Source organism: Alcaligenes faecalis (genome assembly GCF_009497775.1).
Lineage (GTDB): Bacteria > Pseudomonadota > Gammaproteobacteria > Burkholderiales > Burkholderiaceae_B > Alcaligenes > Alcaligenes faecalis_D.
In genome coordinates this window covers 542977-561799 of sequence record NZ_CP031012.1, presented here as the reverse complement: position 1 = coordinate 561799, position 18823 = coordinate 542977, and the positions used below count along the sequence as shown (strand labels likewise).

Genomic DNA, 18823 nt, shown 5'->3' with positions numbered 1-18823 from the left:
GCCCTATCTTTTTCGCGTGCCACCACATGAATTCGGCGGCAAGACTCACTACAATAGAGTTTTCCCGCTTTTAGCTGATACGCGAGCCATTCCTGATGCCCGCGCCACAACCATGACCTCCAGCAACGAAAAACCATCCCTGCTGTCGCCCAATGTCGCGAACAGCAATTCCGGCGAGACCCATATCCGTAGCTTTGTTCATCGGCGTGCGCACATTACGCCCAGCCAGGAACAAGCCTTGGCGCGCCTGCTGCCCCAGTGGTCGGTGACATATCGCGACGGCATTCTCAAGCCCGAAACCCTGTACGGCAATGACAACCCCCTGATTCTGGAAATCGGTTTTGGCATGGGTGAAACCACCCAGAAAATTGCCCAGGCTCGTCCCGACGACAACTTCCTGGGTGTGGAAGTGTTCAACGCCGGTGTCGGCGCTTTGCTCAAGCGTATTGATGACAACCAGATCAGCAATATCCGCATCATCCAGCATGACGCGGTGGAAGTGGTGCGCGACATGATCGCCCCGGCCTCGCTGGCTGGCATTCACATCTACTTCCCGGACCCCTGGCCCAAAAAGCGCCATCACAAGCGCCGTCTGGTGCAATCGCCCTTTATTCAGCTGCTGACCAGCCGTCTGAAACCCGGTGGCTACATTCACTGCGCCACCGACTGGGAAAACTACGCCGAACAAATGCTGGAAGTGCTGTCCGCCGAGCCCATGCTCAGCAACACACACGAAGGCTACGCCCCCCGCCCTGACTTCCGTCCACTGACCAAGTTCGAGAACCGTGGGCTGCGTCTGGGTCATGGCGTGTGGGATCTGATCTTCACCCGCAACGACACCCCTACTCCTGAACTGAACTGGCCCAAGAAAGACCAATGAGCGCTACCCTGTTCCCGCCTATAGAGCCTTACGCCCAAGGCACCTTGCACACCGATGATGGGCACCATATCTACTGGGAATGCTGCGGCAACCCGGCGGGTAAGCCAGCCATTTTCTTGCACGGTGGGCCGGGATCAGGATGTTCTACCGATCACCGCCGCTTGTTCGACCCGCAAAAATACAATGTGCTGCTATTTGATCAGCGCGGTTGCGGGCGCTCCTACCCTCATGCCAGCCTGGAGAACAACACCACCTGGCATCTGGTGCAGGACATGGAGCGGCTGCGCAAGGAAAAGCTCAAAGCCGATAAGATGCTGGTCTTTGGTGGCTCCTGGGGCTCGACCCTGGCACTGGCTTATGCCCAGACTCACCCCGAGCACGTCAGTGAATTGATTGTGCGCGGGATCTTCATGGCCCGCCCCGAAGAGCTGCACTGGTTTTATCAGGAAGGCGCCTCGCGCCTGTTCCCGGACATCTGGGAACAGTATCTGGCCCCTATTCCCAAGGAAGAGCACGGGGATCTGATTAGCGCCTATCACAAGCGCCTGACGGGCGACGACGCTGCTGTACAGCTGCGCGCCGCGCATGCCTGGTCGCAATGGGAAAGCAATACGATCACGCTGTTGCCCAGCCAGAATCACCTGGACGCCAAGTCCAGCGACAAGGCCGCCTTGGCTTTTGCGCGTATTGAAAACCACTACTTCATGAATCAGGGCTTTTTGGAGCCGGATCAGCTGCTGAAAAACGCCCACCGCTTGCATGGCATTCCAGGGGTGATCGTGCAGGGACGCTATGATGTGTGCACTCCGGCGCATACAGCCTGGCAACTGCATCGCGCCTGGCCACAAGCAGAATTTCACATGGTTGCAGACGCAGGCCACGCCTACGACGAACCCGGCATTTTGGCCCGGCTGCTGGCCGCCACCCAGAAATTTGCCATCTGAATCACTCGTCCGGCGCTGCCCGGACCATATCCAGAGACAAGAATGAACATTACCCTGAACGGCCAGAGCAAGACTCTGGCAAATTCCGACACGGTTGGCACGCTGATTATCGAGCTGGGCTACGAGAACAAGCGCATCGCCGTGGAACTGAACGGCGACATCGTGCCCAAAAGCCAGCACGCCAGCACCCCCATCAAAGAAGGCGACACCATAGAAATCGTGGTTGCCGTTGGGGGCGGCTGATACTCGCCCTTTAAAATGCACAATTGCTGACATTCCGGTACGGCTTCACGGCCAGAAATGAGGTCATAATGGGCCGTCTCGCCTGCCATCAAGCAGGCAGCCATAGAACCCTAACTTCAGGAGCAAAGCGATGGGCGTATTCAGTTTTCTTAAAGATGTCGGCGAAAAACTCTTTGGTGCCAATGAAGCCAAAGCAGCGACTGCAGACGAACTCCAGAAAGAACTGGCCAAACACCAACTTTCCGCCGACGGTCTGAATCTGGCGGTTGATGGCGACAAAGTCACGGTTAGCGGCCAGGCTGCCTCCACCGAACAAGCCGAAAAAATTGTGCTGGCACTGGGCAATACCCTCGGTGTCTCCCAAGTCGACAACCAGCTCAGCGTTGCTCAGCCTTCCGCCGAAGCCACCATGTACACCGTACAGAAAGGCGACACCCTGTGGAAAATTGCTGAAACCAACTACGGCAAGGCCAACGGTGCGAAATACACCGTTATTTTTGAAGCTAACAAGCCTATGCTCAGCCATCCTGACAAGATTTACCCTGGTCAGGTACTGCGTATTCCGGCGCTGTAATCAGCCTGCCAGATTGCAAAAAAGCCCGCTTCAAGCGGGCTTTTTCTTGGCTGAAACCACCAGGCACCGATCAAGCAGCGCCCGCTAGTCTCTTGCGGTTTCTTAACGGAAACCCTTGAAGCCCTTACCAGCCAGTCCTTTCAAGGCGCCCATACCGCCCAGGCCGCGCATCATTTTGGCCATGCCGCCTTTTTTCATCTGCTTCATCATGCCTTGCATTTGCTCGAACTGATTCAGCAAGCGGTTGACCTCTTGCACTGGCACGCCAGAGCCTGCCGCAATACGACGTTTGCGCGAGGCTTTGAGCAATTCAGGCTTGGCGCGCTCGGCCGGGGTCATGGAGTTCAAGATACCTTCGGTGCGACGCAATTGCTGCTCTGCCTGGCCGCCTTGCAACTGGGACGCCGCCTGGGAGAACTGCGCGGGCAGTTTTTCCAGCAAGGAGCCCATATCGCCCAGCTTTTTAACTTGCTGTAGCTGGTCACGGAAGTCGTTCAAGTCGAACTTGTCGCCCGCCTTGATCTTGTCGGTAATCTTTTGCGCATCGGCAATGTCGATATTGCGCTGGGCCTGTTCCACCAGGGAGATGATGTCACCCATGCCCAACACGCGCTGAGCCATACGCTCGGGGTGGAATGGCTCCAGGCCATCCAGTTTTTCCGACACACCCACAAACTTCAGCGGTTTGCCGGTGACATGGCGCACCGACAAGGCGGCACCACCACGAGCATCACCGTCAAGCTTGGTCAGCACCACACCGGTCAGCGGCAAGGCGTCAGCAAAGGCTTTGGCGACGTTCACCGCGTCCTGACCCTGCATGGCATCCACCACGAACAGGGTTTCGATGGGGTTCAACAGATCGTACAGAGCGCGAATCTCGCGCATCATTTCTTCGTCAATACCCAGGCGACCGGCCGTATCGACAATCAGCACATCAAAGTGATGACGCTTGGCGTGGTCCAGGGCATTGCGGGCAATGTCGGCAGGCTTCTGGCTGGGATCGGAGGGCAGGAACTCGACGCCTACCTGGGCGGCAACGGTTTTCAGCTGCTCGATAGCGGCAGGACGGTAGACGTCAGCACTGACCACCAGCACTTTTTTCTTGCCCGTTTTACGGCCGTGCTGAACGTGGCCGCCTTCGCTCAGCCATTTGGCCAGCTTACCGGTAGTGGTAGTTTTACCCGCACCTTGCAGACCGGCCATCAGAATAATGGCGGGAGGCTGAGCCGCCAGGGACAGCTCGCTGGCGTTATCGCCCAGGTCTGCGCCCATCAGATTGGTCAGTTCCTGGTGGACAACCCCCACCAGTGCCTGGCCAGGATTCAAGCTGTCGGCAACTTCAACGCCAAGTGCCTTTTCTTTGACCCGTGCAACAAAATCGCGCACGACGGGCAAGGCCACGTCCGCTTCCAGCAAAGCCAGACGCACTTCCCTCAACATATCCTGAGTATTGGATTCGGTCAGACGAGCCTGCCCGCGCATGGTTTTCACCACACGCGACATACGCTGGGTCAGATTTTCAAACATAGGACTGGGTTCGCTTAAACTAGGTTATCGTGTGGTCTACGAATAAGAATAAAATGGCCACTTGAGGTACGCCCCGTACCGTTTTTCAGGAAATCCGGGACTTATGTCTGCAAGTATTGTATTTCACTTGCTCGCCGCACTGGCGTACATCGTGCTGTCGATCTCGCTATGGCGTCCGTTGACTCGCGGCAGCACCCGAACCGTACTGAACGCCCCCAGCCGGGTGGCCTTGCTCTGCGCCATCATTGTGCACGGAGCGGGCCTGCTGCTGACTATTGTGCTGCCCCAGGGGCTGCATCTGAGCTGGGCGCTGGCCCTGTCAGCGGCAATCTGGCTGGGCATGGTGGTGTTCTGGTTCCAAAGCCTGTATCTGCGTCTGGACAGCCTGCTGCTCATTCTACTGCCTGCAGCCACAATCGTCAGCCTGCTGGCCATGGCCTTCCCCGAAGGCCATATCGTCAACCACGTGGGCAATGAATGGCTGCGCATTCACTTGATGATTGCACTGGTTGCCTATGGGCTTAGCACCGTGGCTGCCCTGCATGCCGTCTTGATGACGGCGCTGGACCGCCAGTTGCACCGCCCTATTCTTCATCAGGAGCAACGCGGTTTGTTCAGCCGGGTGCTGGACACCATGCCGCCCCTGCTGGTGCAGGAAGAGCTGCTGTTTCGCCTGATCCGCGTCTCTTTCGTGATTCTGACCTTCACGATCCTGAGCGGTGCCGCCGTCTCCATGGCGATAGACGGTAAATTTTTGCCCGCCGACCACAAAACTGTCTTTACCTTGCTATCCTGGGTTACATTTGGTGGCTTATTATGGGGTCGAAAACAGTATGGATGGCGTGGTCGCGTTGCCTTGCGCTGGACCCTGGCCGGTTTTGCCTTCCTGCTGCTAGCCTATACAGGCAGCCACTTTGTACTGGACGTCATCTTGCAACGAGGGAAAATTGGGTAAAGTCTTATTTTGGGTTGTCGTCATCTTGGCGGGCATGATCATTGCCCGCATCGTGTCGCAAAACAAGGCCCGCAAACGCAACCCACCCAACCCGACCATGCGGCCTCCCCGCAAGCAAGGCACGGCTGAAGAAATGGTCCGTTGCGCGCACTGTGGCATTTATCTGCCACGCTCCGAAGCCTTGATGAGCAATCATCACACCTGGTGCAGCCTGGAACACGCCAAGCGCGGCCCGCGCAGTTAACGCCATGGCCCGCATGCACCACGCTTACGACCTGGACCGCCAGGGCTGGCTGAAACCTCATGCCAATGTCCTGCGCGCCCTGTCACCCAATCAGGATGACCGCCCCGAGGGCGACACCCCGACCCTGCTGGTGCTGCACAATATCAGCCTGCCGCCGCAAGAGTTTGGCGGGCCTTATATTCGGGATTTCTTCCAGAACAAGCTGGATATCAGCGCCCACCCCTGGTTCGAGAACATCCGGGACCTGAAGGTGTCGGCTCACTTTCTGATCCAGCGCACAGGCCACATCATTCAGTTTGTGCCTACGACCCGCCGCGCCTGGCACGCGGGTGTGTCGCGCTTTGAAGACCGCGAGCGCTGTAACGACTTCTCTATTGGTATTGAGCTGGAAGGCAGCGATTTCGAGCCTTTTACAGAAGCGCAGTATCGAGAGCTATCCCGACTGAGCCGCGCCCTGCGTATGCGCCATAACCTGCGCGCGGTACGTGGTCACGAACATATCGCCCCTGGACGCAAGACAGATCCGGGGCCGTTCTTTGATTGGAAACGGGTGAAGCGCGAGCATGGCTGGCCCAAAGAGACCTTGCCGGAGCAAGAGCTGGAACCCAAGCCACAAGCAGCGCCAGATCAGGGCTGATAAAGTAGCTCAGGGCCAATATCGGCCAAGGTATTGCAACCCGTCAGAGCCATCGCCACTTCCAGTTCTGCCCGCAAAATATGCAGAACATGCGCCACACCAGCCGCTCCTGCGGCAGCTAGACCGTATATATAGGGACGGCCGATCATCACGGCGCTTGCACCAAGCGCCAATGCCTTGAGCACATCTGTTCCGCGTCGAATGCCGCCATCCACCAAGACCGGCACCCTGCCCTGCACGACCTGACAAACCTGTGCCAATACGTCCACAGAAGCGGGCGCACCATCCAAAGTTCGCCCCCCATGATTGGACACAACAATCCCGGCAACTCCCCTATCCAGGGCTTGCTGAGCGTCACGGGGCCGCATGACTCCCTTCACCCAAACAGGCAAAGGACTGTTCTGCACCAACCAGGCCAGATCATCCCAAGTCGGCGCTGTATTTAACAAACCACTGCCAAATAAAGGGCTGGTGCCTGCTGCGCCTAAAACCGCCTGCTGCCTGGGAGCACCCCGCAGATTCACAGCGTCCACGCCCTCAGGCAAGGCAAAGCCCGCACGCTGCTCCTGATTACGCACACCATTCACCGCAGCATCCACCGTCAGCATCAGCGCGGCATAACCCGCCGCTTCAAGCCGCCCCATTAACTCCAGCGTAAATGCGCGATCCGTTTGCCAATACCACTGCGCCCACAAAGGAGCATGGGCCTGTGCAGCGATCTCCTCAAAGGAATGACTGGCCTGCATGCTGATTACACTGGTCGCCCCCATCGCACCTGCACCCAGCACACTGGCCAATTCACCTTCAGTGTGAGCCAAGCGCTGATACGCCACGGGTGCCAGAAGAATCGGGTAGTCCATAGACTGCCCCTGCAGCGTCAAGCGGGTTGAGGGCTGATCAAACTTGCTTAAAGCAGCGGGCCATAAACCCCAGCGCCCAAAGCTGGCCAGGTTGTCTTGCAAGGTCAGTTCATCCGCCACCCCTGCACTGAAGTACGCCCAGTCCTGCACACGCATACGCTGACGGGCATAGGGTTCATAATCCCTCAGGCAGGCAATCTGAGCCGGGATATTACTGAGTGGGGGCAGTCGTTCTTGGGACATGGTCAATCAAGCTCCAGGCGATCAGACATCGCTCCATTCACGCAGCAAATTATGATAAATCCCCGTCAGGCGAGACAGCTCCTGGGCATCCGCATTCTGCTTGGCCAGTTGCTGAATGCTCTGATCCAGCTCCCACAGCAATTTGCGTTGATGCGCGTGGCGCACCATGCTTTGCGTCCAGAAGAAGGAGGCATAACGCGTCCCTTTAGTGACAGGCTGGACTCGATGCAAGCTGGTACCGGGATACACCACCATATGCCCTGCGGGCAGCTTGATGGACTGAGTACCGTATACATCCTCGATAATCAGCTCTCCACCTTCATATTCGTCGGGATCACTGAAAAACAGGGTTGTGGAAACATCGGTACGCAGGCGCTGAGCCGTACCGGGAACGGTAAAAATCGCGTTATCAATATGGTTGCCGTACTCCCCGCCACCCTCGTAACGATTAAAGCGTGGTGGCAGCATGCGCAGAGGCAAGGCAGCGGCAATAAAGCCACTGTGCTGACCCAGTACGTGCATCAGAAACTCCCCCATCTGGCGAGACACGGCAGCATCCAGAGGCAATTGCAGATTCCGTTTGCTGTGCTGGGCCAGATAGCCCGCTGTCGTGCGCCCGTCCTCCCACTGCGCCTGTTCCAGGGCCTGGCGACAGTCTCGCAACTGTTCAGCATTCAGAACGTCAGGGATAGTAATCAGCATGGGGCACCTGCCAGAACAAAAGGAATACAAGGCTAAGCAAGAAACAGACAGGCCGCCCCAAAAGGCGGCCCATCTGAATTTACACTACAAGGCGCAACTTACTCGAAGCGGTAAGTCGCATTCAGCATGTACGATCGACCTGGGCCTACGTTAGCGAAAATACCAACGTGAGACGCATCATACATCCGGGCATTTGAAAGATTATTAGCGTTCAAACGCAGATTAAAGTGCTTCGTGACATCGTACGAAACCATCGCATCATAGACGGTATGAGAAGGCAAACGTAGCGAATTGGCATCATCGACAAATCGTGAGCCCACATAAGTCACACCGCCACCAACCGTCCACTGTGGAAGCACTTTATAAGTAGTCCACAAGCTGGCATTGTGCTTGGCAATGAACTTGATCTGTTTACCGTCATAAACATTGCCAGCGTTGTTGTAGCTCAGTACCTTCGGATCAAGATAAGAGTAACCCGCCCACACACTCCATTTAGGCGTGATTGCGCCTGTTGCTCCCAACTCCAAACCACGCACTCGATTTTGACCACCCAAGGTCACCGTTTCGTTGTCTCCCGCATGGGATCTCGCATCTTTTTTCTCAGTCTCAAAAATTGCGGCTGTCAGAGAGAGATGATCACCCGCTACATCCCACTTGGTACCTAACTCCCAGCTCTGACTACGCTCTGGTTTCAAATCGCGAACTTGGGCAGCGCCAGCAGGACCATCCGCTCCACCAGCTTGTCCTAGGTTTTCACCTGAAGGGTTACTGGACGTGCCGTAGGACAAGTAAATCGACCCATTAGGCAGGGGCTTATACACAATCCCGGCCTGATAGTTAAACATATTGTCTTTGCGGCTTAAGCCATTCTTATCGTCATTAACCTTGAAACTGTCGTATCGGATACCGGCATTGAGCAACCACTGTTCATTCAAATGAATCGTATCCAGGAAAAAGAGCGACGAGTTACGCAGGCTGCCATCCTTGTACTTGGAGCCAAACGCCAAGTTGCGGTTGTAGCTACGATTATGGTTGGGATTCCAAAAACTATCGTAATCAAATTTTGGCCCATCCATACCCGGTAAAGTATCGCGCGAGTAAATTTCCTCTTTGCTGAACTCGAGACCTGCAATGAACTCGTGTTGGATCGCCCCTGTATTAAATTGACCAAATATCTCTGTCTGGTTGATGAGCGATTCACTCTCGCGCCAACGAGCACGATTCTGGCGCACAAACTCCAACTCTGGGCCCTCTGTATAACAAGAAGGGGTAATTTTTGAAACTGCGTTACGTCGACCTGGGTCAGCGCAGTTATCAAAAGATGGGCGTGTATACAAGTATTCGTTCAGGCTTTTTCCATAACGAGTCACGTTACGTACCGTCAAACGGTCATTGATATCGTGTTCAACATCCACTGTCGCTGTATCAAAGATATTTTTACGGTAATCGACTTTGCTACGGCCATAAAAATTATTCCGATCGACCGTCAACGGTTCATTACGGTCCGTCTTGGAGTTTACAAACGGGATACCCCAATCAGGCGTATCACGGTTCTCAACATGGGAGTAACTCAACACCACCCGTGTAGGAGTACCCAGGCCGAATGCGATAGATGGAGCAATACCCCAGCGATCAATCTCTACCCCATCACGCCCGGGCATGTCGCCACCCATACGCATCATGTTCAAACGAAATGCGGAGCTGTCTGTAAAAGCGTAGTTTCCATCCACAAGCATTTGATACTGCGAGTCAGTGCCCACTCCAGCGGAAACTTCAAAGAAGTCGCTTAACTTGGGCTTCTTGGTCTGCAAGTTGATGCTACCGCCTGTACCACCTCGACCACCAAAGGCCGAGCTGGGGCCCTTCAAGACTTCCACCGACTCCAAGTTGAAGGTGTCATGACTGCCTCGTGCGTAATCACGCAAGCCATCAATAAAAATATCGGTACTGGCTTCATAACCACGGATAAAAGGTCGATCTCCCGTTGGAGTTCCCCCCTCCCCAGAACCTAGCGTAATACCGGGAGTAGTACGCAGAACATCCTGCAACGAAGAAGCCCCACGATCACGAATCACTTCCTGTGGAATCACCATGATCGTGCGCGGCGTATCCAGCAACGGAGCAGTCACTTTATTAGACTGCACTCGCTTAGCCTGATAACCATCAATGCCAGTGCCGTCCACCGAGCCCTGAACTTTAATCGACTGCAATTCTGTCACGCCTGGATGGGCAGTTTGAGCAATAACAGGACTCGTCAGGGCCGCAAACAGAGCAGCAGACAAGACCGTCTCGGCAAAACGACGAGGCGGCAAAGGGGAAACGAACGACATCACCAGCTCCATGTGGTAGGTATCACTTTTCCAGGCAGGGCGATCAAAGCAGGGCCAATCGCGCGTGTTAGCGGTGTTTCACTGCCAGATAAGTGCTTTTAATAGGAGACCGTAATATCAATCATTCTTATTATGAAGTCTATCCAAATCTTACGATTTCCTTAAATTCAGCTAAAAATCAGCTTGTTTTTGTCCACAGTGTGGCGTTCACGCATCGTATTACGATCAATTCTCATTAAGATGGACAAAAAATAAAAAATCGCTTAGCAATTTAACTTCTACTTACCTGCCATGTTCTCGCTTCTACCTGTAATGGTCTTTCAACAGGCGCAAAAAAGCCCCTATCTTACAAATCAAGATAGAGGCCATTACACTGACAGCTTGCTGGCTCCACCTTAAGGCAAAGCCAGCAAGCTTCAGGCTTACAAATTCAACAGCAAACGGTTCACGCGTTTCACAAAGCTGGCGGGATCTTGCAATGCGGCACCTTCGGCCAGCATGGCTTGTTCCAGCAAGAGTTGAGCCCACTCACCAAAAGCCTCGTCGTCAGCCGCCTGAACTTTGGCGATCAAAGCGTGTTCCGGGTTGATTTCCAGAATCGGCTTAACTTCTGGGGCTTCCTGACCAGCGGCTTGCAGCATACGCAGCAGGTGCGGGCTCAGTTCGTTGGCATCAACCACCACGCAAGCGGGGGAATCGACCAGACGTGCAGTAATGCGCACTTCCTTGACCTTCTCGCCCAGCGTGGCTTGCAGACGCTCGACCAGAGGCTTGAAGGTTTCAGCCACTTCGGCCTGATGCTTCTTTTCTTCCTCGTCTGCCAGCGAATCCAGATCCAGACCGCCCTTGGCCACGGACACCAGTTGCTTGCCTTCAAATTCGCGCAGGTAGGACAGCATCCACTCGTCCACGCGGTCGGACATCAGCAGCACTTCGATGCCTTTCTTGCGGAACACTTCCAGATGCGGGCTGTTGGACGCAGCAGCAAAGGTGTCAGCGGTGACGTAGTAGATCTTATCCTGACCTTCTTTCATGCGACCGATGTAATCGTTCAGAGACACGGTCTGAGCCGAGCCTTCCTGATTCGTGGACGCAAAGCGCAGCAAGGCAGCGATACGGGCCTGATTGCCCATGTCTTCGCCGGTGCCTTCTTTCAGTACCTGGCCAAACTGGTTCCAGAACTCGGCGTATTGCTCGGGCTGGTTCTCGGCCAGATCTTCCAGCAAGGACAGGATGCGCTTGGCACTACCTTCACGAATAGCACGCACATCGCGGCTTTCTTGCAGGATTTCACGCGAGACGTTCAGCGGCAGGTCGGCTGAATCGATCACACCGCGCACAAAGCGCAGGTAGGCAGGCAGCAGTTGCTCGGCGTCGTCCATGATGAACACGCGTTTCACGTACAGCTTCACGCCACGGCGGGCATCACGATCCCACAGATCGAAAGGAGCCTGCTTGGGAACGAACAAGAGCTGGGTGTATTCACTACGGCCTTCGACCCGGTTGTGTGTCCAGGCCAGAGGGTTCTCGTAATCGTGAGCGATGTGCTTGTAGAACTCCTGGTACTGCTCATCGGTGATTTCCGACTTGGAGCGTGTCCACAAGGCGCTGGCCTGGTTCACGCTTTCCCATTCGTCCTGCTTGACTTGCTGCTGCTTCTCTTCGTCCCACTCTTCCTTGCGCATTTGCACGGGCAAGGAGATGTGATCGGAGTAGCGACGCAGCACGTTGCGCAAGCGCCAACCGTCCAGGAAATCGTCCTCGCCTTCACGCAGATGCAGGGTAATCGTCGTACCGCGCTCGGCTTTTTCAGCGGCGGCAATGGTGAATTCACCTTCACCGGCGGATTCCCACAGCACGGCTTCCTGATCGCCACCGGCACGGCGTGTCAGGACGGACACTTTGTCGGCAACGATAAAGGAGGAGTAAAAGCCCACGCCAAACTGACCAATCAGCTGGGTGTCTTTTTGCTTGTCGCCCGTCAGTTGGGAGAAGAATTCTTTGGTGCCCGAGCGAGCAATAGTGCCCAGGTTGGCGATGGCTTCATCACGCGACATGCCAATGCCGTTGTCGGACAGGGTGATCGTGCGCTGTTCCTTGTCGAACTCCACACGGATACGCATTTCTGGCTCGCCTTCCAGCAGGGCTGGATTGTCGATGGCCTCAAAGCGCAGTTTGTCACAGGCATCCGACGCATTGGATACCAGCTCACGCAGGAAAATCTCCTTGTTGCTGTACAAGGAGTGAATCATCAAATGCAGTAATTGTTTGACTTCAGCCTGAAAACCCAAGGTTTCGGACGTATTCGCAGTGTCAGTCTGGCTCATGGTGAAAAAGCAAAAAATGGGTTGATTGCCGCGCGCCGGGGCGCGCCCTATTGAAGACAGATAGGGACGGCCCCGAATATTTCAAGAGAGCAATCAGACAGCCGGGCCGGAAGTCAGGGCAATCACCCCGCTGATCATTACCGCACAGCCCAGCAAACTCCAGGCATTGGCTTTCTCACGCAGCACCACCATGCCCAGTATGGTGCCGGCCATCATGGACATTTCACGGGCTGGGGCCACCATGGACAGGGGCGCCCCCATGCTCAGAGCCTGCAAGACCAGAATGTAGGACATGGGCGAGAGCAGGCCCACGGCCGCCGCCAGTTTCCAATAAGGTTTAAGTTTGACGAAGCCTTCACGCCCACGCTTGGCAATGAAGGGAGCCAGCATGCCCAGACGCAGCACATTGCTGAACCAGTCCAGCAAAAACGGCGAGATCAGCAAGACTTTGACGCCATAAGCATCCACCACGGTATAGGCCGCAATCAGAATCCCTGTCTGCATGCCCCAGCGCACGCCGGTCAAGGCAGCGGGGCTGAAGAAACGGCGCAGATGGCCTTGCGTGGCGATCAGCAAAATCCCCATCACCACCAGCAAGATGCCCAGCACACCCAAAGGCCGCACCGGCTCGCCCAGCAGGATGAAGGCACCAATAGAAGAGAGCATGGGGCCAGTGCCGCGCGCAATCGGATACACCACCGACAGGTCGGCCACCTGATAACCTTTTTGCAGGCTCAGGCTATAGCCCATATGCAGCAAGGCGCTTAGTAACAAACACGTAATGGTTTCGCTAGTCCAAGGCATATTGCCTTGCGTAAAAACCACCCACAGCATGATGGGGAAATAAAACAGGATGGCAAAAAAGGAGTACGCAAATACGAAATGCGCCCCTGCCATGGCGGCCCGTTTAGAGAGCAGATTCCAACCCGCATGAATGAACGCAGCACACACCACCAACAACAAAGCGGTCCAGGACATGAGGGCTTCCACCAGCAAATAGCAAAAGAAAAACTATACGCCCCCTTCCTGGGTGAAGCCAGCCAATCACGGCGCCTTCAACGTCCCATGACAAATAAGAGACAGTACTGGACAATTCAAACATCAAGGTATGATGTTCGGCACGTATTTTGATATGGAGCCGATCATGAGCACCCTGCTGTATGTTGATTTTCCCTACCCCGGCCCCTGGGGTTCAGAGATGAGCGAAGCCATGCAAGAACTGGCGCAATCCATCTGCCTGGAGCCGGGCCTGATCTGGAAAATCTGGACAGAAAACAAGGAGCAGTCCAAAGCAGGCGGCGTGTATCTGTTCAAGGATAAAGCCAGCGCACAGGCTTATCTGGACATGCACAGCAAGCGGCTCAACAGCTTTGGCATCAGCGGCATTGATGCTCGTTTTTTTAATGTGAACCAGCCGCTGACAGCCATTAACGCCGGCCCCTTGTCGGCCCAATAAAACAAAATCAACAGACGCAAAAAAGCCCGCCTGTCCATCAACAGGCGGGCTCTACCTTCGGTGTTTAGGCAGTCAGCTCAACAGCCTTGAAATCCACCGGCACTTCCAGCGCATTGTTGATGTAGTTGGTGAACAAGTTCAAGGCAGTCACACCGACCAGCTCCACCACCTCACCTTCAGAAAAACCGGCATCGCGCACGGCTTGCACATCGGCGGCCGAGACTTGCCCACGCTGATCCACCAGCTTGAGCACAAATTTCAAAGCGGCTGCGGTACGCGGGTCATCCGACTGACCACGCTGGGCCTGAGCCAGTGTCTCTGGGCTAAGACCGGCATTGGCACCCAGCACATTGTGGGCAGCCAGGCAGTATTCGCAACGATTGCGGTCAGCAATGGCAACAGCCAGTTGCTCGCCCAGTTTCGCACCCAGCTTGCCACCGGCAAAGGCGCCGAAGGAGCCCCACATGCTGCGCAAGGCGGCGGGCGAATTGGACACCATACGGAACATGGCAGGCACGCTGCCACCAAAGGCTTTTTGAATTTCCTGCAAGGCAGGCTGGCTGGCGGCGGGAGCTTGGGCAACTTCAGGCAATGTAAGACGGGACATGATGATCTCCTGGTGAAGTGGGCCGGGGTGGCCGAAAAAAGCTTGCAGGGATAGTGTCTCGCCAAGATCAAGATCATTGGATAAGATTAGTCCCGACAACTTACCTTTTCATCCAGACGAGGATGTTTTCATGAACCTGGATCGCCTCTCCCTTCTGCTGGAACAATTCCGTGTTCGGGCACATTTGTTCTACAACGGCTCTTTATGTGGCGTGACCCGCTTTGCGGCCCAGCCCGGCCGGGCCTTCTTGCACATTCTGCGGCGCGGCCAGTTAAGCGTGCGCCACGATCCGCGCGATCCCGTGCCGGAAGTCATGACCATTGATCGCCCCAGCCTGCTGTTTTATCCCCGTCCGCTGGAGCATGCCTTTTACGATCTGCCCAATGAAGGCTCGGATTTCACCTGCGCCACCCTGGATTTTGATGGTGGTGAGCATCACCCCTTGGCCCGTTCCCTGCCCGATCTGATCATCGTGCCACTGGAAGAAGCGGCGGGTCTGGAACAGGCACTGGGCCTGCTCTTTGCTGAAACGGAGTCCGTGCGCTGCGGTCATCGTCTGCTGGCAGACCGCCTGTTCGAGATTGTGTTGCTGCAATTGCTGCGCTGGCTCTTTGACCATCCGGATCGTTGCGAGATTCCGGTGGGCCTGTTCCGGGGTTTGTCACACCCACCTGTCGCACGCGCCCTGCTGGCAATTCAGGCCGATCCCGGTCGGGACTGGACCGTGCAATCGCTGGCACAGGAAGCCAAGATGTCGCGCAGCGCTTTTGCCGTGCAGTTCAAGCATTGGGTGGGCGACACACCGGCAGACTATCTGGCTCAATGGCGTTTGTCGCTAGCCTGCCAGCGCCTGGCACAAGGTCAGTCTGCCAAACGCATTGCTCTGGATCTGGGCTATGCCAACCCGTCTGCCCTGTCCCGCCTGTTTCGTCAGCGCACCGGCCAATCCATGCGGGAATGGCTGGCCGAGCGTCAATCAGCTTGAGCGATGCTGCTCCAGCACCGCCAGAAAATTCATCAAGGCCGGGTTGGTATTGTCCGAGACATAAGCACTCATCAGCTCGGCCGCAATATCGTCTGCATCCAGCAGGGGCAGATACTCCAGGGTATCGGTACGCAAGCGCGCCAGAGAAGCGGGCACGATGGCAGGCGCAATGCCCGCTTCAACCATGACCAATACCGTGGGCACCATGCTTTCCTGTGCAAAACGCGGCAGGCAGCCTGAGCGCTGCAACATCCGTTGCTGCAAGAGATGAAAGTAGCGCGACTGCTGACGCGAATACGCCACCATTTCGTAGGAAAAAGCCTGGTGTAAGGTCAGTCCCTGGCTATGTTGCTGGGCACGCGGATCGTCACGCCTCACCACAAACATCATGGGTTCGGACTCTACCAGTTGCGGGTTCAAATCCGGTACAGCAAAGGAAGGCCGGATCAAGGCCACATCCACCCGGCGCTCATAAAGAGCCGCAGGCATATCGCTGGAATTCATCTCGTAGATCTGTATATCCACTTGCGGGAAGTCCTGCCGAAAACGATGCAAATGCTTGGACACCCCGGCATAGGCACTGCTGGGGGTCAGGGCTATGCGCAACATGCCAGTCTCGCCTCTATGCACTTGCTGTACCGCCTGCAAGGTCTGCTCCAGCTCGTTGCCGATCAGGCGCAAACGACGCTGCAATTCCTCGCCCGCCGCCGTCAATTGCACCGTGCGTGTGGTGCGGATGAACAAGGTCGCCCCGATCTGCTCTTCCAGCCTGCGTATGGCTTGACTCAACGGTGGCTGTGTCATGAACAAACGCTGGGCGGCCCGGCCGAAATGCAGTTCTTCCGCCACCACCAGGAACATCTCGCTTAATTTGGAGTCCAGCATATGCCCACCAATTAGGTTTTAAAACAGATCAATAAGGATTATTTTTAGTATTAGACAACATAATCAGCTCTTACTACCATCCGTCCTGACACTTATCAAAAACAGGGCCAACCTGCACGTCACTGCGAAATTGGCCCACCGCAGGAGATAAACATGACGGTATTCAAGCATCGCGCCCCTTTGCTGAGCGGCCTGCTGACCCTGACTTTGCTGGGTTCCGGTTCGGCCATGGCCGACGCAAGCTACCCTTCGCAAGCCATTACCTTTGTGGTGCCTTACGCTGCGGGTGGCAGCTCGGACACCCGCTCGCGCATGCTGGCTCAAAAAATGAGCGACAGCCTGGGCGTGACCATTGTGGTGGAAAACAAGCCCGGCGCCAGCGGCAATATCGGCACCAGCATGATTGCCCGCGCCAAGCCCAACGGCTACACCATCGGCCTGGGCAACTTTGGTCCCATGTCGGTGAACAAGGCGCTGTACGGCAGCAACCTGCCCTTTGATCCTGAGCAGGATTTGCAGCCCATCGCCCTGATCGAACGCGGTGCCATGGCACTGGGTGTGAACAGCAACTCGCCCTACAAGTCCTTGGCTGACCTGGTCACCGACGGCCAGAAAAACCCGGAAAAACTGGACTACGCCTCCACCGGCGCAGGCGGTGCCTCGCACTTGCTGACTGAACAGTTCAAAGCTACCTCCGGCTTTGACGCGGTACACGTGCCCTACCGTGGCGGCGCGCCCGCATCGAACGATTTGCTGGCCGGCAATATCTCCTTCTATCTGGAACTGGCCAGCCTGTTCCTGCCCCATATGCAAATCGACAACCCGCGCCTGCGCGTGCTGGGAGTAACCTCCGAAGAACGTCTGAAAGCCATGCCTGATACGCCCACCTTCAAAGAGCAAGGAGTGGATCTGGTGGCATCGAACTGGTTTGGCGTGATTGCGCCCGCTGGCTTGCCTGCCGATGTGCTGGAAAAACTGAACAAGGCCGTCAACGACGCCCTGAAAGACCCCGACTATCGTCAGATTGTGGAGTCCCAAGGTGCAGAAGTCGTGGGTGGCACCCCTGAAGAATTTACCGCTTTTGCGAAAGAAGAAACCAAACGCTGGACCGCGCTGATCAAGGCACAGAACATCTCGATTCAGTAGTTCCAGTTCTCGCTTATGACTGCAATCCCTTCCCCTCTCGCTACGCAGGATCAGGCTATCCAGGCCTGGTCCTGGCTGGCTGATCCGGCCACCTGTATCAGCACCAATCCCACCGGCCCCTTGGCGGGTTTGAGTTTTGGTGTGAAGGATGTGCTGGATGTCCACGGCATGCCCACGTGCTACGGCGCGCATTTCCCCGATGCGCGGCCCGCCGAACGGGATGCCGCCTGTGTTGCCCTGCTGCGGCAGGCCGGTGCCATTGCCTTGGGCAAAACCGTCACCGCCGAATTTGCCTACGCGGCCCCCGGCCCCACCCGCAACCCGCTGAACCTGGAGCATACGCCCGGCGGTTCTTCCAGTGGTTCGGCAGCGGCCGTAGCAGCAGGCATGGTTGATTTTGCATTGGGCACCCAAACGGGCGGCTCCATGATGCGCCCCGCTGCGTTTACCGGCATTCTGGGTTTCAAACCCAGCTTTGGCGCGGTGCATCGCAGCGGTCTTTTCTTGTTGTGCGACAGCCTGGACACCATTGGCTACTTCAGCCGGGACCTGTCCGTGCTGCGCCGCGTGGCCACGGTCTTGCAGGGTCTGCCTGATATTCATGTGCCCACCGCGCCACGCATTGGCGTGCTGGATGGCAAAGATCTGGGGCCGATTACACCGGCTGCGCTTGCCGCCTTGGAGCAAGGTTGCCAGCACCTGGAACAACAAGGTGCCCAACTGGAACATCTGCCTGCGGACCCGCAACTGAAAGAGCTGCTAATTCTGCAAGGCCAGATCATGGCGTATGAAATGGCCCGCAGCCTGTTGCCCGTCTGGCAAGCCAGCCCGGATGCCCTGCGACCCATTACGGTGCAAGCCATCAAGCAGGGACTGGACCTGCCCCCGGCGGACTACCATGCCTGGCAGGCACGCCGCCGTCAGCTGCAAACAGAATGGCAGGATCGTTATGGCCAGTTCGACGCCTTGCTGACTCCGGCAGCACCTGGACCGGCTCCATATGGGCTGGACAGCACCGGCTCTTCAGTGCTGAACCGTCCCTGGTCCTTGCTGGGCTGGCCTACCCTGAGCCTGCCCGCCCCTGGTCAAGACAGCCCGCTGCCTTTGGGCCTGCAACTGATCGGACAGCCTCATGAAGATGCGGCTTTGCTGGATCTGGCATCGCTGATCTGCCCGGTCTGAGCAGCCGGAAAAACAATCAAAACAGTTACCTCTGAAACAAGCAGAAATAGAGTAAACAGCAACCAGAATCATTAACAAATGCTTTAAATAACAAAT

General features: G+C 56.1%; 19 protein-coding genes. 11 read left to right on the top strand and 8 right to left on the bottom strand.

From position 1 onward, the window contains the following. The first annotated feature begins 112 nt into the window (after window positions 1-112). The 4 genes from trmB (at window position 113) to lysM (ending at window position 2641) form a co-directional block, all read left to right on the top strand. Window positions 113-880 carry a tRNA (guanosine(46)-N7)-methyltransferase TrmB gene (trmB, locus tag DUD43_RS02575; protein WP_153229030.1) on the top strand — a complete coding sequence of 256 codons (768 nt, stop codon included), beginning with the start codon at window positions 113-115 and terminating at the stop codon, window positions 878-880. Then, the gene (gene pip, locus DUD43_RS02570; protein ID WP_153229029.1) at window positions 877-1824 is read left to right on the top strand and encodes a prolyl aminopeptidase; all 948 of its coding nucleotides are present in this window, start codon (window positions 877-879) and stop codon (window positions 1822-1824) included. Before trmB ends, pip begins: the two co-directional genes overlap by 4 nt. A 42-nt stretch (window positions 1825-1866) precedes the next feature. Further along, window positions 1867-2067 carry a sulfur carrier protein ThiS gene (gene thiS / locus DUD43_RS02565; RefSeq protein WP_060186249.1) on the top strand — a complete coding sequence of 67 codons (201 nt, stop codon included), beginning with the start codon at window positions 1867-1869 and terminating at the stop codon, window positions 2065-2067. Window positions 2068-2197: 130 nt separating this feature from the next. Next, a complete protein-coding gene (lysM, locus tag DUD43_RS02560) occupies window positions 2198-2641 on the top strand; it encodes a peptidoglycan-binding protein LysM (protein ID WP_153229028.1) in 444 nt (147 codons plus the stop codon). A gap of 102 nt (window positions 2642-2743) precedes the next feature. On the opposite strand, the gene ffh is transcribed toward lysM, so the two are convergent. Then, window positions 2744-4168 carry a signal recognition particle protein gene (gene ffh, locus DUD43_RS02555; protein ID WP_153229027.1) on the bottom strand — a complete coding sequence of 475 codons (1425 nt, stop codon included), beginning with the start codon at window positions 4166-4168 and terminating at the stop codon, window positions 2744-2746. Between the two features lie 103 nt (window positions 4169-4271). Here ffh and DUD43_RS02550 point away from each other — a divergent pair, with 103 nt between their 5' ends. Genes DUD43_RS02550 through ampD form a run of 3 tightly spaced genes read left to right on the top strand, consistent with a single transcriptional unit; the run spans window position 4272 to window position 6004 of the window. Beyond that, the gene (locus DUD43_RS02550) at window positions 4272-5123 is read left to right on the top strand and encodes a cytochrome C assembly family protein (RefSeq protein ID WP_009463240.1); all 852 of its coding nucleotides are present in this window, start codon (window positions 4272-4274) and stop codon (window positions 5121-5123) included. After that, window positions 5116-5367 carry a PP0621 family protein gene (locus DUD43_RS02545; RefSeq protein ID WP_153229026.1) on the top strand — a complete coding sequence of 84 codons (252 nt, stop codon included), beginning with the start codon at window positions 5116-5118 and terminating at the stop codon, window positions 5365-5367. The genes DUD43_RS02550 and DUD43_RS02545 overlap by 8 nt, the downstream gene beginning before the upstream one ends. 4 nt (window positions 5368-5371) lie before the next feature. Then, window positions 5372-6004: a 1,6-anhydro-N-acetylmuramyl-L-alanine amidase AmpD gene (gene ampD, locus DUD43_RS02540; protein WP_153229025.1), complete on the top strand. Its 633-nt coding sequence runs from the start codon at window positions 5372-5374 to the stop codon at window positions 6002-6004. Here ampD and DUD43_RS02535 read toward each other — a convergent pair. The 5 genes from DUD43_RS02535 to DUD43_RS02515 form a co-directional block, all read right to left on the bottom strand. After that, window positions 5995-7107 carry an alpha-hydroxy acid oxidase gene (locus tag DUD43_RS02535; RefSeq protein WP_153229024.1) on the bottom strand — a complete coding sequence of 371 codons (1113 nt, stop codon included), beginning with the start codon at window positions 7105-7107 and terminating at the stop codon, window positions 5995-5997. The two genes, ampD and DUD43_RS02535, sit on opposite strands and share 10 nt — an antisense overlap. A gap of 21 nt (window positions 7108-7128) precedes the next feature. Beyond that, complete coding sequence (locus tag DUD43_RS02530; RefSeq protein WP_153229023.1) at window positions 7129-7809, bottom strand: Fe2+-dependent dioxygenase; 681 nt, start codon at window positions 7807-7809, stop codon at window positions 7129-7131. A gap of 98 nt (window positions 7810-7907) precedes the next feature. Next, window positions 7908-10139 carry a TonB-dependent receptor gene (locus DUD43_RS02525; protein ID WP_228125879.1) on the bottom strand — a complete coding sequence of 744 codons (2232 nt, stop codon included), beginning with the start codon at window positions 10137-10139 and terminating at the stop codon, window positions 7908-7910. A gap of 422 nt (window positions 10140-10561) precedes the next feature. Beyond that, complete coding sequence (gene htpG, locus DUD43_RS02520) at window positions 10562-12466, bottom strand: molecular chaperone HtpG (protein ID WP_153229021.1); 1905 nt, start codon at window positions 12464-12466, stop codon at window positions 10562-10564. 93 nt (window positions 12467-12559) lie between these two features. Beyond that, a complete protein-coding gene (locus tag DUD43_RS02515; protein WP_153229020.1) occupies window positions 12560-13444 on the bottom strand; it encodes an EamA family transporter in 885 nt (294 codons plus the stop codon). 166 nt (window positions 13445-13610) lie between these two features. On the opposite strand from DUD43_RS02515, the gene DUD43_RS02510 reads away from it, so the two are divergent. Beyond that, complete coding sequence (locus DUD43_RS02510; RefSeq protein WP_153229019.1) at window positions 13611-13922, top strand: monooxygenase; 312 nt, start codon at window positions 13611-13613, stop codon at window positions 13920-13922. 64 nt (window positions 13923-13986) lie between these two features. Here DUD43_RS02510 and DUD43_RS02505 read toward each other — a convergent pair whose 3' ends face one another. Then, complete coding sequence (locus DUD43_RS02505) at window positions 13987-14529, bottom strand: carboxymuconolactone decarboxylase family protein (protein ID WP_086059849.1); 543 nt, start codon at window positions 14527-14529, stop codon at window positions 13987-13989. 130 nt (window positions 14530-14659) lie between these two features. Between DUD43_RS02505 and DUD43_RS02500 the strand changes: the two genes are divergently transcribed. Then, entirely contained in the window at window positions 14660-15514 is an 855-nt protein-coding gene (locus DUD43_RS02500; RefSeq protein WP_153229018.1) for an AraC family transcriptional regulator, read from the top strand. Here the strand turns inward: DUD43_RS02500 and DUD43_RS02495 are convergent. Continuing rightward, window positions 15506-16399 carry a LysR family transcriptional regulator gene (locus DUD43_RS02495; RefSeq protein WP_153229017.1) on the bottom strand — a complete coding sequence of 298 codons (894 nt, stop codon included), beginning with the start codon at window positions 16397-16399 and terminating at the stop codon, window positions 15506-15508. The two genes, DUD43_RS02500 and DUD43_RS02495, sit on opposite strands and share 9 nt — an antisense overlap. A 153-nt stretch (window positions 16400-16552) precedes the next feature. Between DUD43_RS02495 and DUD43_RS02490 the strand changes: the two genes are divergently transcribed. Together DUD43_RS02490 and DUD43_RS02485 are read left to right on the top strand one after the other, a co-directional pair. Continuing rightward, window positions 16553-17545: a Bug family tripartite tricarboxylate transporter substrate binding protein gene (locus tag DUD43_RS02490; protein ID WP_153229016.1), complete on the top strand. Its 993-nt coding sequence runs from the start codon at window positions 16553-16555 to the stop codon at window positions 17543-17545. Between the two features lie 15 nt (window positions 17546-17560). Further along, window positions 17561-18727 carry an amidase gene (locus DUD43_RS02485; protein ID WP_153229015.1) on the top strand — a complete coding sequence of 389 codons (1167 nt, stop codon included), beginning with the start codon at window positions 17561-17563 and terminating at the stop codon, window positions 18725-18727. Window positions 18728-18823: the final 96 nt, after the last annotated feature.

Excerpts from the sequence above, each read along its gene's own strand:
- trmB (WP_153229030.1), top strand. The coding sequence starts at position 113 with ATGACCTCCAGCAACGAAAAACCATCCCTGCTGTCGCCCAATGTCGCG.
- pip (WP_153229029.1), top strand. The coding sequence starts at position 877 with ATGAGCGCTACCCTGTTCCCGCCTATAGAGCCTTACGCCCAAGGCACC.
- thiS (WP_060186249.1), top strand. The coding sequence starts at position 1,867 with ATGAACATTACCCTGAACGGCCAGAGCAAGACTCTGGCAAATTCCGAC.
- lysM (WP_153229028.1), top strand. The coding sequence starts at position 2,198 with ATGGGCGTATTCAGTTTTCTTAAAGATGTCGGCGAAAAACTCTTTGGT.
- ffh (WP_153229027.1), bottom strand. The coding sequence starts at position 4,168 with ATGTTTGAAAATCTGACCCAGCGTATGTCGCGTGTGGTGAAAACCATG.
- DUD43_RS02550 (WP_009463240.1), top strand. The coding sequence starts at position 4,272 with ATGTCTGCAAGTATTGTATTTCACTTGCTCGCCGCACTGGCGTACATC.
- ampD (WP_153229025.1), top strand. The coding sequence starts at position 5,372 with ATGGCCCGCATGCACCACGCTTACGACCTGGACCGCCAGGGCTGGCTG.
- DUD43_RS02535 (WP_153229024.1), bottom strand. The coding sequence starts at position 7,107 with ATGTCCCAAGAACGACTGCCCCCACTCAGTAATATCCCGGCTCAGATT.
- DUD43_RS02530 (WP_153229023.1), bottom strand. The coding sequence starts at position 7,809 with ATGCTGATTACTATCCCTGACGTTCTGAATGCTGAACAGTTGCGAGAC.
- DUD43_RS02525 (WP_228125879.1), bottom strand. The coding sequence starts at position 10,139 with ATGTCGTTCGTTTCCCCTTTGCCGCCTCGTCGTTTTGCCGAGACGGTC.
- htpG (WP_153229021.1), bottom strand. The coding sequence starts at position 12,466 with ATGAGCCAGACTGACACTGCGAATACGTCCGAAACCTTGGGTTTTCAG.
- DUD43_RS02515 (WP_153229020.1), bottom strand. The coding sequence starts at position 13,444 with ATGTCCTGGACCGCTTTGTTGTTGGTGGTGTGTGCTGCGTTCATTCAT.
- DUD43_RS02510 (WP_153229019.1), top strand. The coding sequence starts at position 13,611 with ATGAGCACCCTGCTGTATGTTGATTTTCCCTACCCCGGCCCCTGGGGT.
- DUD43_RS02505 (WP_086059849.1), bottom strand. The coding sequence starts at position 14,529 with ATGTCCCGTCTTACATTGCCTGAAGTTGCCCAAGCTCCCGCCGCCAGC.
- DUD43_RS02500 (WP_153229018.1), top strand. The coding sequence starts at position 14,660 with ATGAACCTGGATCGCCTCTCCCTTCTGCTGGAACAATTCCGTGTTCGG.
- DUD43_RS02495 (WP_153229017.1), bottom strand. The coding sequence starts at position 16,399 with ATGCTGGACTCCAAATTAAGCGAGATGTTCCTGGTGGTGGCGGAAGAA.
- DUD43_RS02490 (WP_153229016.1), top strand. The coding sequence starts at position 16,553 with ATGACGGTATTCAAGCATCGCGCCCCTTTGCTGAGCGGCCTGCTGACC.
- DUD43_RS02485 (WP_153229015.1), top strand. The coding sequence starts at position 17,561 with ATGACTGCAATCCCTTCCCCTCTCGCTACGCAGGATCAGGCTATCCAG.